This is a genomic window from Gordonia otitidis NBRC 100426, assembly GCF_000248075.1.
Lineage (GTDB): Bacteria > Actinomycetota > Actinomycetes > Mycobacteriales > Mycobacteriaceae > Gordonia > Gordonia otitidis.
This window is the reverse complement of record NZ_BAFB01000100.1, coordinates 1-13,640: the sequence shown is the minus strand read 5'-3', so window position 1 is coordinate 13,640 and position 13,640 is coordinate 1. Positions and strand designations below refer to the sequence as shown.

Sequence of the window (13,640 nt, the reverse complement as noted above, 5' to 3'; positions counted from 1 at the left end):
CATGATTGACGACGCAATGTTCGACGCCGAGGAGAAGATGGAGAAGGCTGTCGGCGTGGCGCGCGAGGACATGGGGTCCATCCGGACCGGCCGCGCCAACCCGTCGATGTTCAACAAGATCCACATCGAGTACTACGGCGCCCTGACCCCCATCACCCAGGTCGCGTCCATCACGACGCCCGAAGCCCGACTGGTCGTCATCAAGCCTTACGAGCCGTCGAACCTCCGTGACATCGAGACCGCGATCCGCAATTCCGATCTCGGTGTGAATCCGACGAACGACGGAAACCTCATTCGCGTTGCCATCCCGCAACTGACCGAAGACCGCCGCAAGGATCTCGTCAAGCAGGCCAAGGGCAAGGGTGAGGACGCTAAGGTCGCGATCCGCAACATCCGACGCAAGGCAGTCGACGAACTCAAGCGCATCCAGAAGGACGGCGAGGCGGGCGAGGACGAGGTGTCGCGCGCCGAGAAGGAACTCGACAAGACCACTGCCGGTTACGTGCACCAGGTCGACGAACTGGTCAAGCACAAGGAATCGGAATTGCTCGAGGTGTGAGCGAGGAACGCGCACAACCCATGTCCAACGATCCCGCGTCGGACGATTCGACACCGGAACGCCCGGCACCGGCGGAGCAGAAGAAGTCCCGTGCCGGACGAGACCTGCCCGCCGCGCTGGGCGTCGGATTCTCACTCGGCATCGGGATCATCCTGATCCTGCTGTTCGCGCCCAAGGTCTGGTATGTGGTCGTCGCGGTCGCCTTCGCGATAGCCACCTGGGAGGTCACCAAACGCCTGCACGACGGCGGCTACGACGTCGCGCTGATACCGCTGCTCGTCGGTGGGCAGGCGATCATCTGGTCGAGTTGGCCCTGGGGGACGACCGGAGTGCTCGTGGCGTTCGTGGGCACGCTTCTGGTTCTGATGGTGTGGATGTTGCTGGCTCAGGGCATCAATCACGCACCGGTGAACTATCTGAAGAACCTCTCGGCGAGTGTGTTGGTGCTGGCTTGGTTGCCGTTGCTCGCGTCGTTCGGCGCGATGATGGTGGTCCAGGATCACGGCGCCGCGCGTGTGGCCACGTTGATGGTGGTCGTCGTCTGCTCCGACGTCGGGGGCTACGCCGCAGGGGTCTTGTTCGGTAAGCATCCGATGGCACCCGCGATCAGTCCGAAGAAGTCGTGGGAGGGTCTCGTCGGGTCGTTGCTTGTCGGGACGGCGGGAGCGATCGGCTGCGTCGTCCTGCTCCTCGACAGCCAGTGGTGGATAGGCCTGATTCTCGGACCGGTTCTGGTGGTGTGCGCGACCCTCGGCGATCTGGTCGAGTCCCAGATCAAGCGCGACCTCGGGATCAAGGACATGGGTACTCTGCTGCCCGGACACGGCGGCATCATGGATCGACTCGATTCGCTGCTTCCATCAGCGTTCATCGTCTGGGCTGTGCTGACCGCACTTCTGTGACGACCCCGTCGCTCGTGTGTATTTTCGGCCGACTACGTGTGGGTCAGCGGCGCGCACGTCGGCGAACAGCCGTGACGCCTCACACGGCAGCACCGCGGTCAGGGTCTCGTTGCGTCCACCGATCCGCCGATACACGGTGACCCGACCGACTCCGGCGCGTGTGGCGATACTGCAGGTCGACGCGTGACGGGTTGACTCGTCATCGCGTCAGTCGGTGGCGTTCTTGGCCTTCTTCAACGCCCTGTTGAGCTGGAACATGCGGGCGCCGCCGGCCATTGCGACGATCAGCGCACCCGCGATCGCGGCGATCAGCAGACTCACGCCGACAGGCAGATTGACCTCCCAGAACAGCACGTCGATGCGCTGCGATTCGAGATTCTGCAGGATGAACACGAGCAGCAGGATCGTGATAACGGCACCGACGACCAGACCGACGAACGTCGCGCGTGTGCGGGTGTGCTCGACCTTCTCGATCCTGGTGCGCAATTCCTGCCGTTCGGCGAGCAGAGCCTGGTGCTCGGTGGGGTCGACACCGGGCGATACCTCGGATTCGGTCACGTCGTTGTCGGCCCTGCGCTTGTCGCCGTGGTTCATGCACCCATCATGACATGCGACAATCGATTCATGACGTCATTACCGCTCGTGTTCGAGGCTCCCAAGAAGGGGCTGCCGCCGACACACTTCGCCGACCTCGACGCCGACGGTCGACGCGCGGTGATCAGCGAACTCGGACTGCCGAAGTTCCGTGCCGACCAGTTGGCTCGGCAGTACTACTCCCGCCTCAACGGCGATGTCGAGGAGATGACCGATCTTCCGGCGTCGGCTCGCCCGGCGGTGGCTCAGGCTCTGTTTCCGCAGTTGCTGACACCCGTGCGACATATCGCCTGCGACGACGGCAGCACACGCAAGACGCTGTGGCGCCTGCACGACGGCACACTCCTCGAGAGTGTGCTGATGCGCTACACCGATCGCAACACGCTGTGCATCTCCAGCCAGGCCGGGTGCGGGATGGCCTGCCCGTTCTGTGCGACGGGGCAGGGCGGACTCGATCGCAATCTGTCCACCGGCGAGATCGTCGATCAGGTGCGTGTGGCCGCCCGAGCGCTGCGCGACGGTGAATTCGGCGACGCGGGCCGGTTGTCGAATGTGGTGTTCATGGGTATGGGCGAGCCGCTGGCCAACTACAAGCGCGTCGTCTCCGCAGTGCGTCAGATCACGGCACCGAGCCCGGAGGGTCTGGGGATCTCGGCGCGCTCGGTGACGGTCTCGACCGTCGGGCTGGCACCCGCGATCCGTCGACTCGCCGACGAAGGCCTGTCGGTCACGCTCGCGGTGTCACTGCACACACCTGACGACGAACTGCGCGACACCCTGGTGCCCGTCAACAACCGGTGGTCGGTGCAGGAGGTCCTCGACGCCGCCCGCTACTACGCCGATACCACTGGGCGTCGGGTGTCGATCGAGTACGCGCTGATCCGCGACGTGAACGACCAGCCGTGGCGGGCCGACATGCTCGGCAAGAAACTGCACAAAGCTCTCGGATCACGGGTTCACGTGAACCTGATCCCGCTCAACCCCACTCCTGGATCGCAGTGGGATGCCAGCCCCAAGGACGTCGAGCGGGAGTTCGTCCGGCGGGTGCGTGCGCAGGGAGTCTCCTGCACGGTGCGTGACACCCGTGGACAGGAGATCGCCGCGGCGTGCGGTCAGCTCGCGGCGGAGGAGACGACGAGCTAGCCGCTCAGCTCCACTTCTTCTTCTTGAACATCTTGTAGAGCAGGATGAACGCGAGGATGACCGCGATGACCACCAGGTAGATGTCCTCGACGTGGCCGACCTGGTTGCCGATCAGCATGAACAGCAGCGCGGCAACGCAGAACCACCCGGCGGCGTACGCCGTCTTGGTGGCGGTCCCGTGCCAGCCGAACCGGGCAGAGGGGGCATCGGCGGGCTCATGCTTCCAACCGGTGTCGATCTGCTCGTGCTTGTCGTGCTCGACCTCGGTGCTTGCCACGGTGGCTCCTCACTGCCAAAGGACTGACATTTCACTGCCCAACAACTGACGTGACGGCGCTCCGGTGCCGGAGCGGATCGAGTCGGCCGACAATGCCACGGCCGTCTCTGACGATCAGTAGTAGTTCACGATGAGCATAGCGGCAGCCCCCACGCCCTGTCGCACGGCCACGCTCGATGTGGGGGAGAATGCCGCCATGCTTCCGACGACACGCTCTCTCGCCGACTACCGCACCGAGGACTACCCGCGCGACATGATCGGGTACGGACGTACCACTCCTGATCCGCAGTGGCCCGACAACGCGAAGATCGCCGTGCAGTTCGTCCTCAACTACGAGGAGGGCAGCGAGAACAACGTCCTCGAGAACGATCGTGGTAGTGAGACCTTCCTGTCCGAGATGGTCGGTGCGCAGTCGTTCCCCAACCGGCACATGAGCATGGAGTCGCTCTACGAGTACGGGTCCCGCGCGGGCGTATGGCGCATTCTGCGCACGTTCTCCAAGCGCGGTCTGCCGCTGACCATCTTCGCCGTCGCACAGGCGATGGCCCGCAACCCCGAGGTGGCCGCCGCGTTCGTCGAACGTGGTGACGAGATCGCCTGTCACGGGTATCGCTGGCTGAACTACCAGATGGTCGACGAGCACGTAGAGCGGGAGCACATGCGGGCGGCGATCGAATTGCTCACCGAGATCACCGGTTCACGACCGCTCGGCTGGTACACCGGTAGGGACTCGCCCAAGACGCGCGATCTCGTTGTCGAGTACGGCGGGTTCGCCTACGACTCCGACAGCTACGCCGACGACCTGCCGTACTGGGTACGGGTGCCGCGTCGCACCGACGGGGTCATCGAGGAAGTCGATCACCTCGTCGTGCCGTACACGATGGACACCAACGACATGCGGTTCGCCTCGCCGGGAGGGTTTCCGTCGGGAGAACAGTTCTACACGCATCTGCGTGACGCCTTCGACGTGCTCTACCGCGAAGGCGTCGAGGGGTCGCCGAAGATGCTGTCGGTCGGTCTGCACTGCCGTGTCGTCGGGCGGCCCGCGCGGTTGGCGGCGCTCGAACGCTTTCTCGATCACGTGCAGTCGCACGACGGCGTGTGGATTCCGCGGCGGATCGAGATCGCCGAACACTGGCGCACGGTGCACCCGCCTGCGTGAAGTGGCCGGTGAGTGACAATGGTCGGGTGAGCACACGCGTACTGATCCTCGGCTCGACCGGCTCGATAGGGGTGCAGGCCCTCGAGGTGATCGCAGAGCACCCCGACCGCTTCGAAGTCGTCGGACTCGGCGCGGGCGGAGCCTCACCCGACATCCTTGCCGCTCAGGCCCGCGCGACCGGATTGGCCCCCGACCGGATCGCAGTCGCCGATCCCGTTGCCGCGGAGAAGCTCGCGGTCGATCTCGGCGACGGTGTACTCGGCGGTGACGGTGGTGCCGGTGACGAGGCGATGTGTCGACTCGTCGAGTCGGTCGACGCCGACGTCGTGCTCAACGCGATCGTCGGGTCGATCGGGCTACGACCGAGCCTGGCCGCGTTGGAATCGGGAGCCCGACTGGCGCTCGCAAACAAGGAGTCACTCGTAGCTGGAGGAGCACTGGTTCTCGACGCCGCGGCACCCGGACAGATCGTCCCCGTCGACTCCGAGCACTCCGCGATCGCGCAGTGCCTGCGCGCCGGGACCGCCGACGAGGTGTCACGCCTGGTGTTGACGGCCTCCGGCGGACCGTTCCGAGGGTGGACGCGCGAGCAACTCGAGAACGTCACACCCGAGCAGGCGGGCAAACATCCGACGTGGTCGATGGGACCCCTGATCACACTGAACTCAGCCACGCTCGTCAACAAGGCCCTCGAGGTGATCGAGGCCCACCTGCTCTTCGACGTCGACTACGACCGGATCGACGTCACGGTGCACCCTCAATCGATCGTCCACTCCATGGTGACCTTCGTCGACGGCGCGACGATCGCCAAGGCCTCGCCGCCGTCGATGAAGCTGCCGATCGCGCTGGCCCTCGGTTGGCCCGACCGTGTCCCGGGGTCGTCGATCCCCTGTGATTTCTCGACCGCGTCGTCGTGGACGTTCGAGCCGGTCGACAACGACGTTTTTCCCGCGATCGATCTGGCACGCGAGGCCGGTCGCGCGGGCGGCAGCCTGACGGCGGTGTTCAACGCCGCCAACGAAGCGGCGGCCGCGGGCTTCTTCGCCGGTCGTATCGCATTCCCGCGAATCGTGGGGATCATCGCCGATGTGCTCGCCGTCGCAGATGAGTGGCGTGCGCAGCCAGGTACTGTGGAGGAGATTCTGGCCGCCGACGCATGGGCCCGTGAGCGCGCCGCTCAGCTCGTCGCACGCGCATCCGACTGACGGCAGGCCACCGGACGAAGGTCTGCAACGGGATCGTCGAATTGGAGTCTGAGTAGTGAGTTTCGCGATCGGTGTCGTGCTGTTTGCGCTGGCACTGGTGCTGTCGGTCGCCTGGCACGAGTGTGGCCACATGTGGGCCGCGCAGGCAACCGGGATGAAGGTGCGCCGCTATTTCGTGGGTTTCGGACCGACGCTGTGGTCGACCAAGCGGGGTGAGACCGAGTACGGAGTCAAGTTGATCCCGGCCGGAGGGTTCTGCGACATCGCGGGTATGACGCCCTACGACGAGCTCGCCGAGGACGAGCGTGACCGCGCCATGTTCCGACAGAAGCCGTGGAAGCGCTTCGTCGTGCTGCTGGCGGGCCCCGCACAGAACATCATCCTGGGTCTCGTTCTCGTATTCATCGTCGCCGTGGCATTCGGGCTGCCCAAGATCGGTCCCGACGCGTACAACGCGCCCGTCTACGTCGACAAGGCGACGTGCGTGGCTCCGTCCACCGATGCGAAGGGCAACCCGACCGCGTGTTCGGGTCCGAGTCCTGCCGCCGAGGCAGGGCTGCGGTCCGGCGATCAGATCGTCGCGATCAACGGTCACCAGGTCGACAACAACGCGGATCTGATCACCACGACGTGGAAGACCAAGGGGACGGCGAATCTCGAGGTGCTGCGGGACGGCGCAACGATGAGTATCGACGTACCCGTCACGCAGGTCCAGCGCATGCAGAGGGCCGAGGACGGCTCTCTCGAGTCGATCACGGTCGGCGCGATCGGTGTGGAACTCAACGCACCCCCGGAGCCCGTCAACCACTACAACATCGCGACCGCGGTGCCGGGCACGTTCTCGTTCACCGGGCAACTCCTGGTGGAGACGTTCAAGGCCTTGATCTCGCTTCCGTCGAAGGTGAGTGGGCTCTGGGCGGCGGTGACCGGTGGTGAGCGGGCGACGGACTCACCGGTCAGTGTCTACGGTGCGTCGGTGATGGGCGGACAGACCGTCCAGCACGGGCAGTGGAGTGTTTTCCTGCTGCTGCTCATCAGCGTGAATCTGTTCCTCGGGCTGTTCAATCTGGTGCCGCTACTACCCTTGGATGGCGGGCACATGGCGATCGTCGGCTACGAGAAGGGCCGCGACACCGTGCGCAGGTGGTTCGGTCGGGGGCCTGGTGGTGTCGTCGACTACTACAAGCTGATGCCGATCACCTATGCCGTGGTCATCGTGATGGCCGGTTTCATGGTCTTGACGCTCACCGCCGACATCGTCAACCCCATCAGGATCTTCTGATGCGCGACTCGTCCAGCCCCGACACGACGTCCGCGCACAGAACCGATAACGCTTCGAGGAGTACGAGATGAACGCACCAGCCACAGACGGTGCCACCGCCATCGGTCTCGGTATGCCCGCCGGTCCGCCTCCGGTGCTCGCGCCGCGCCGAAAAACCCGCCAGATCCATGTCGGATCGGTCGGGGTGGGCAGTGACTATCCGGTGTCGGTGCAGTCGATGACCACCACGAAGACCCACGACATCAACGCAACTCTTCAGCAGATCGCTGAGCTGACCGCATCGGGCTGCGACATCGTGCGGGTGGCGTGCCCTCGCCAGGAAGACGCCGACGCATTGCCGATCATCGCGAAGAAGTCGAAGATCCCGGTGATCGCCGACATCCATTTCCAGCCGAAATACATCTTCGCCGCCATCGATGCCGGATGTGCAGCGGTCCGCGTGAATCCGGGCAACATCAAGGAGTTCGACGGTCGCGTCAAGGAAGTCGCCAAGGCGGCGGGCGACGCCGGGATTCCGATCCGCATCGGCGTGAACGCGGGCTCGCTCGACAAGCGCATCATGCAGAAGTACGGCAAGGCCACTCCCGAGGCGCTCGTCGAGTCGGCGCTGTGGGAGGCGGGGTTGTTCGAGGAGCACGGTTTCGGCGACATCAAGATCTCGGTCAAACACAACGACCCCGTCATCATGGTCGAGGCCTATCGCCAACTGGCTGCTCAGTGCGACTACCCGCTGCATCTCGGCGTCACCGAGGCGGGCCCGGCCTTTCAGGGCACGATCAAGTCGTCGGTGGCCTTCGGCTCACTGCTCAGCCAGGGCATCGGCGACACCATCCGCGTGTCGCTCTCGGCGCCGCCCGCCGAGGAGATCAAGGTGGGCGACGCGATCCTGCAGTCGCTCAACCTGCGCCCACGCAAACTCGAAATCGTGTCGTGCCCCTCATGTGGGCGCGCGCAGGTCGACGTCTACAAGCTGGCCGACGCCGTGACCGCCGGGCTCGAGGGCATGGAGGTCCCGCTGCGTGTGGCGGTGATGGGGTGTGTCGTCAACGGCCCGGGTGAGGCACGGGAGGCCGATCTCGGGGTGGCCTCAGGAAACGGCAAGGGACAGATCTTCGTCAAGGGTGAGGTCATCAAAACCGTCCCCGAGGCGGAGATTGTCGAGACGCTCATCGAAGAAGCGCTGCGGATCGCGGGTGAATCAGGAGAAACTGGAGAAGGCACGATGGGCGCACCCGTCGTGACTGTTTCCTGACCAACGGGTGTCGGCCCCGACGCGCGTCATTCCGTGCAGGGAACCCGCTCCTGGCTGAGGGAGGAAAGACGTGCTGAGGCTGTTGGGCGACAAACCGCTCGGCGCACGTGACGCCCCGACGGTGGCGCGCGTCCTCGGTGCCGATCCGATCGCCAGCTGCATGGTGGCCGCACGCTTCGAGACACACGGCATCGACCCCAGACTCCTCGGCGGCGAACTGTGGACGGCCGACAATCCCTCCACGTCATTGTGTTTCTCGGGAGCGAACCTGATACCGCTCGTCGGTACGACCGCGGACATGAACTACTTCGCGGAACGCGCGCTGTCGAGTGCGCGCGTGTGCTCGTCGATCGTCGGGGGCTCCGACCTCGTGCTGGCGATGTGGGATCGGCTGAGCCTGGCATGGGGTCCGGCGCGCGAGGTGAGGCCGGCGCAGCCACTGCTCGCATTGGCGAGACCACCGAGCGTCGCTCCCGATCCGGCGGTGCGACTGGTGACACTCGACGACCTCGACGTCTACCTGCCGGCGGCGATCGAGATGTTCATCGGTGAGGTCGGCGTCGATCCGTGTGCCGGCGACGGCGGGAGATCGTATCGACGCCGCCTGGCCGCGTTGATCTCCGCGCAGCGGGTGTTCGCGCGGTTCGAGAACGGCCAGGTGGTGTACAAGGCCGAGATAGGTTCTCTCTCACGCCGAGTCGGCCAGATTCAGGGAGTCTGGGTCGATCCGGACAAACGTGGACGAGGATTCGGCGCCGGCGGTACCGCCGCGGTGGCCGCCGCCGTGCAGGCGCAGGGACGGATCCCGAGCCTCTACGTCAACAGCTTCAATCTTCCTGCGCGAGCCGTGTACGAACACGTCGGATTCACCGAGGTGGGCACCTTCGCCACCGTTCTGGTGGACTGAGAGGCCGTCACCCGGAGCAGTGGCCCGCGAGCCTCCCGGGTCCGGGGCCTCGGCCGCCTTATCATCGGCAACCGATGGTGTTTCGCAGACGTCACGTCGTTTCCCTTGTTCCCGTGGCGATCAGCGCTGCGCTCGTGTTCGGCAGCACCGCGTGCACGTCCGCCGACGACGGCCCGCGCCAGGCCGCGCAACACTTTCTCGCCGAGTTCGGAAAACGAGACGTCGACGGTGCGGCCTCGCTGACCGACAACCCGACGCAGGCGGCGCAGGGACTCGAAGGCGCATGGTCGGGGTTGGGTGCTTCGTCGATGACGGCGGAGACCGGGCGCGCCGACATCGACGGGGACACCGCCGACATCGACGTCACCTATCACTGGAAGCTACCCCGCGGCCGCGAGTGGAGTTATCCCGCAACGGTGAAGATGGGCCGAAGCGATTCGGGCTGGGCGGTGCGCTGGACGTCGACAGACATCCACCCGGATCTCGGTGCGAATCAACGGCTGTCGATGCGCATCGTCGAGGCGCCACGCGCGACGGTCAACGAGTCCGACGGCTCCGAGGTGATGGTCAACGGGACCGTCGTCGGGGTCAACTTCGACGCCAAGAAGGCCGCCGAGCAGGGGTCCGTCGCCGACTCCGTGACCCGTCTGACCGCCGCGCTCAATGCGACCGGCATGTCACTCGACCCGCAGAAGATCGCCGAGGACTCGACGGCCACTGATGGCCAGTACCCCATCACCCGGCTCGACCAGGCGCAGTTCGACAGGTTGCGTGATCAACTGGCCATCCCCGGAGTGGTCACCAACGAGCAGGCCGAACTCGTCGCCAAGGACCCCGGGTTCGCCCCCACGCTGTTGTCTCAGGTCAAAAAGGTCGTCGACAGCGAGGTCGACGGTCATGTCGGGTGGCGCGTCGTGACGGTCAATCCCAACGGCCTCGATGCCGACGTCCTGGCAGACCACGCTGCAACCCCCGCGCCATCGGTGTCGTTGAGCCTGTCGCGCGCGGTTCAGGAGGCCGCGCAACGGGCGGTCGACGCCACCAATCGATTTCAGATCGCGATGGTCGTGATCCAACCGTCAACCGGACGGATTCTGGGGGTCGCGCAGAACAAGGCGGCCGACACCAGCGGACCCATCGCGACCACCGGACTCTACCCGCCCGGGTCGACGTTCAAGATGGTCACCGCGACGACAGCCATCAGACGTGATCTCGCACAACCGGATTCGCTCGTACCATGCCCCGGCGAGATCGAGATCGGTCCGCGAACGATACCCAATTACGACAGGTTCTCGCTGGGTACGGTCTCGATGCTCAAGGCGTTCGCGGCGTCGTGCAACACGACGTTCGCTCACCTGGCGAGCATGATGGGGCCGTCGGATCTCGCCAACACCGCCGCGGCGATGGGGGTAGGGGAGCAGTACGAAATCGCCGGTCTCGACGCTGTGTCGGGTTCGGTGCCCATCGCCAGCGAACTGGTGGCCCGTAGTGAGGACGGCTTCGGTCAGGGCAAGGTGCTGGTGAGTCCTCTTGGCCTGAGTCTTGTTGCCGCCACCGTCGCCAACGACGGTAAACGGCCTGTCCCGCAGCTGATCCTGGGCAAACCGACGAAGGTCACCGGTCCCACTCCCGAGCTGGAGCCCGGCGTCGTCGACAAGGTCAGGCCCATGATGCGGGCCGTGGTCACCGAGGGCACGGGCACCACGATCGCCGACGAGGGCGAGATCTACGGCAAGACCGGTGAGGCGGAGTTCGACGGCGGATCGCACGCCTGGTTCGCGGGTTATCGCGGCGACCTCGCCTTCGCGACGCTCGTCGTCCGCGGCGCCGATTCCAACAACGCGGTGGCGGTGACGCGCGACTTCTTCAACTTCCTCCCGCCGGGATACGCGACGTCGTCGCGTCCGTGATGCCCGGACGATCAGTCCACTGGTCTTCGCGCGAGCGTGTTCACAGCGGCCCAGAACTCTCGCGAGTCGAAGGAAGTCAAGGGTTCGAGAAGGTGGCTTCGGACCGCCTCGGCGTGAACGGTGCGTGCGTGCGCCGCCAGCCGGCGACCCTCGTCGGTGGCGATGATGTGGCGTGCGGCGATGGTGCCGACACGCTGGATGAGCTGTCGCTGCGATCACCGCGTCCATGACGGTGTCTGTCGCACGCTTCCAGGCAACCCACTTCTGCATCTCCCCACGGGAGAGCTTGTCGTCTACCGGACTGCGGCCGGATGCTGGTGTGTTCGTGGTGTCCTGCTCCGCAGAAACGAGTGTGGCGGTATCAGAGCTCGTCCCGCCCGCCGTGGCGACCGGTCTGGCAGGACCTGACCACGCACACGGGGCAGACGTCGACAAGTTCTGCGATTCGGTGTTCTCGCGGCTGGAGAAGCGGGAGCCGGTCGTCGGTTTCGGTCCGACGGATACACCGGACTTTCACGACCGGCTGCACGCCGAGCACGAGCGGTTCCTCGTCGGCGCGCAGCGGTTCCCGACCGCACGGTTCTGAGTGAGCAGCGGAGTCGGGACAAGCCCATGACGGTGACGGGCCCCGCGACTTTATTCAGTGAGCATTCTGGTCGGCCTTGGTGAGAATCACATACTGCGCAGCTGCCTGCTGGTAGACGTCCTTCTTGTCCGTCGAGGAGACCTCTCCGACATAGCGGCCCTTCTTGACGTAGCACTGGTAGACGTTGTTCGTCGAGTTGGCTGAGGACGCGCAGCGCGCATTGGGGAGGCCGGGGGGTGCGGGCATGTCCTTCCATCCGCGCGATGTACCACTCGCTCGGAACTTGTCCACTATGGTCGTGGCGCCCTCGGGTGTGTTCGCACGGTAGACGACGGACTTCTCGACAGCGTTGGCTGTGGATCCCACCTTGGTCAGTGTGCTGAAGGTCGTCACCGGATCATCACTTGTCTGTGCCATACCACGTGGTCCGTACACTGCGCGCACGCTGCTGCGTAGGATCGTCGAGTCCTTGTTCTCGATTTCCGCGTCGGTGTATGGCAAGGCGTAGACGAGGACTTTGTTCTGGTCCTGAACCGGGTAGTCGATGTTCTTGATACCCCGTTGTTCGCGTTCGAACTTGTTCAGTCGTATCGGATACTGATCGACGAGTGCGGTCTGTAAGCCGATGGCCTTTCGAACTGTGGGTTCGAGCAGGTCGGCGTGTGCCGAGTTGGTCTCGAACCATTCGTAGATCACGAAGGTCTGGTGATAAGTGAAGGTCATCAGCTGCCGGTTGTCGCCCGTACTACCGGCGACGGTGACGGTGTCCGGCATTCCCGCAAGTGTGCCCGTCGTAGTCTTCTTGTCGGAGGCAGTGGCTGCCGCCATCTGCGTGGCGGCGGTCTTCGCGTCCTCGGGCGTCGCGTATCGCAACACCAGTGCGTTCAGGCTGCGTGGATTACCCTGTCGCAGCTGGGAGTCGGGGGTGCCCGCAGCCACGGAGAACCCGAAGAGAAATCGGTCCTTGTTGACGGCCACATTGTTCGCTGAGTCCGAAATCAAGCCACCCGGCGACCCCATGATCGCCTGGGTGGGCATGGACGTCGACGTGAGGTCTGGATCGATCTCGAACGGTACGACGACATACTGTGCCAACCGTTGAGCGTCGATGCGAAAAATCTCGACGCTATCGGTGACGGTGCCGAAAGTCGGACGGGGGCTGGTGGGGTATCGACCGGTGTCGAGTGTGGCGACATCGACGGACTCATCGCCCGAGGAAGCAACCGCGTCGCCATCGACCGAGCAACCAGCCACGGTCAAGATCACTGCCACAGCCGCTGCTCCCGCTGCACACCAGTGTGACGTAGCTCGCTTGAATCTCATTGCCTGTCAGCCCTTCCCTGGCCGAATCGTTCAGACGACCACCGTGCACCCTAATACGACGCTCGCTCGGCATCGGCACCCGCTCTGGGCTCCGCAGTCGCGTGAATGACGCGGCGAGTCGGCGATCAACTCACTGTCGTCGGGGGACGATGATCGGGGCACCGGTCTCGGGGTGGTCCCAGATCTCGACAGGATGGTCGTAGGTCTCCGACAGTCGGTCGGCGGTCATCACCTCGCGCACCGATCCGACGCCCAGCAGGTGGCCCTGCTTCATCAGGGCGACGCGGTCGGCGTAGGCGGCGGCGAGCGAAAGGTCGTGGACCACAAGCAGAATGGCTGCGCCGTTGTCGCGATGGCTGCGCAGTATGTCGAGGACGCCCTCTTGATGGTGGATGTCGAGGGCCGCAGTCGGTTCGTCGAGAAGCATGATCGGGGTCGATTGCGCAAGCGCACGCCCCAACGAGACCCGCGCCTGCTGGCCCCCGGACAGCTGGCCGAAAGGGCGCTCGGCGATGTCGTCGAGATGGCACACGCGCAT

General features: G+C 65.0%; 14 protein-coding genes. 10 read left to right on the top strand and 4 right to left on the bottom strand.

The annotated features are described in order from the left end of the window. Position 1 precedes the first annotated feature (1 nt). Positions 2-559, top strand: coding sequence for a ribosome recycling factor (gene frr, locus GOOTI_RS10325; RefSeq protein WP_007238531.1), 558 nt, complete (start codon positions 2-4; stop codon positions 557-559). Between the two features lie 20 nt (positions 560-579). Then, positions 580-1,461 carry a phosphatidate cytidylyltransferase gene (locus GOOTI_RS10320; protein ID WP_007238530.1) on the top strand — a complete coding sequence of 294 codons (882 nt, stop codon included), beginning with the start codon at positions 580-582 and terminating at the stop codon, positions 1,459-1,461. Positions 1,462-1,668: 207 nt separating this feature from the next. Here the strand turns inward: GOOTI_RS10320 and GOOTI_RS10315 are convergent, their stop codons facing one another. Further along, positions 1,669-2,055, bottom strand: a complete 387-nt coding sequence (locus GOOTI_RS10315; RefSeq protein WP_007238529.1) for a LapA family protein — start codon at positions 2,053-2,055, stop codon at positions 1,669-1,671. A 30-nt stretch (positions 2,056-2,085) separates the two neighbouring features. Here GOOTI_RS10315 and rlmN point away from each other — a divergent pair, with 30 nt between their 5' ends. Continuing rightward, the gene (gene rlmN / locus GOOTI_RS10310; protein WP_039993901.1) at positions 2,086-3,198 is read left to right on the top strand and encodes a dual-specificity RNA methyltransferase RlmN; all 1,113 of its coding nucleotides are present in this window, start codon (positions 2,086-2,088) and stop codon (positions 3,196-3,198) included. A gap of 4 nt (positions 3,199-3,202) precedes the next feature. Here rlmN and GOOTI_RS10305 read toward each other — a convergent pair whose 3' ends face one another. Further along, positions 3,203-3,475 (bottom strand): DUF2631 domain-containing protein, encoded by a 273-nt coding sequence (locus GOOTI_RS10305; protein WP_007238527.1) that lies wholly within the window; start codon positions 3,473-3,475, stop codon positions 3,203-3,205. Positions 3,476-3,671: 196 nt separating this feature from the next. On the opposite strand from GOOTI_RS10305, the gene puuE reads away from it, so the two are divergent. The 7 genes from puuE to GOOTI_RS10265 all read left to right on the top strand — a co-directional run bounded on the left by puuE (position 3,672) and on the right by GOOTI_RS10265 (position 11,779). Next, positions 3,672-4,637 (top strand): allantoinase PuuE, encoded by a 966-nt coding sequence (gene puuE / locus GOOTI_RS10300; RefSeq protein WP_039993895.1) that lies wholly within the window; start codon positions 3,672-3,674, stop codon positions 4,635-4,637. Positions 4,638-4,645: 8 nt separating this feature from the next. Next, the gene (dxr, locus tag GOOTI_RS10295; RefSeq protein ID WP_007238525.1) at positions 4,646-5,842 is read left to right on the top strand and encodes a 1-deoxy-D-xylulose-5-phosphate reductoisomerase; all 1,197 of its coding nucleotides are present in this window, start codon (positions 4,646-4,648) and stop codon (positions 5,840-5,842) included. 55 nt (positions 5,843-5,897) lie between these two features. Beyond that, on the top strand, positions 5,898-7,124 hold the full coding sequence (locus tag GOOTI_RS10290) for a M50 family metallopeptidase (protein WP_007238524.1): 1,227 nt from the start codon (positions 5,898-5,900) through the stop codon (positions 7,122-7,124). A gap of 67 nt (positions 7,125-7,191) precedes the next feature. Continuing rightward, on the top strand, positions 7,192-8,376 hold the full coding sequence (gene ispG, locus GOOTI_RS10285; RefSeq protein WP_007238523.1) for a flavodoxin-dependent (E)-4-hydroxy-3-methylbut-2-enyl-diphosphate synthase: 1,185 nt from the start codon (positions 7,192-7,194) through the stop codon (positions 8,374-8,376). 70 nt (positions 8,377-8,446) lie between these two features. After that, on the top strand, positions 8,447-9,283 hold the full coding sequence (locus GOOTI_RS10280; RefSeq protein WP_007238522.1) for a GNAT family N-acetyltransferase: 837 nt from the start codon (positions 8,447-8,449) through the stop codon (positions 9,281-9,283). Positions 9,284-9,357: 74 nt separating this feature from the next. Continuing rightward, a complete protein-coding gene (locus GOOTI_RS10275) occupies positions 9,358-11,193 on the top strand; it encodes a penicillin-binding transpeptidase domain-containing protein (protein WP_039993894.1) in 1,836 nt (611 codons plus the stop codon). A 226-nt stretch (positions 11,194-11,419) separates the two neighbouring features. After that, positions 11,420-11,779, top strand: coding sequence for a Rossmann-fold NAD(P)-binding domain-containing protein (locus GOOTI_RS10265; protein WP_007238520.1), 360 nt, complete (start codon positions 11,420-11,422; stop codon positions 11,777-11,779). A 54-nt stretch (positions 11,780-11,833) separates the two neighbouring features. Here the strand turns inward: GOOTI_RS10265 and GOOTI_RS10260 are convergent, their stop codons facing one another. Together GOOTI_RS10260 and GOOTI_RS10255 are read right to left on the bottom strand one after the other, a co-directional pair. Beyond that, positions 11,834-13,051: a DUF7373 family lipoprotein gene (locus GOOTI_RS10260; protein ID WP_007238519.1), complete on the bottom strand. Its 1,218-nt coding sequence runs from the start codon at positions 13,049-13,051 to the stop codon at positions 11,834-11,836. Positions 13,052-13,232: 181 nt separating this feature from the next. After that, positions 13,233-13,640: ABC transporter ATP-binding protein (locus GOOTI_RS10255; protein ID WP_007238518.1), on the bottom strand; the 408-nt coding region annotated here is incomplete at its 5' end.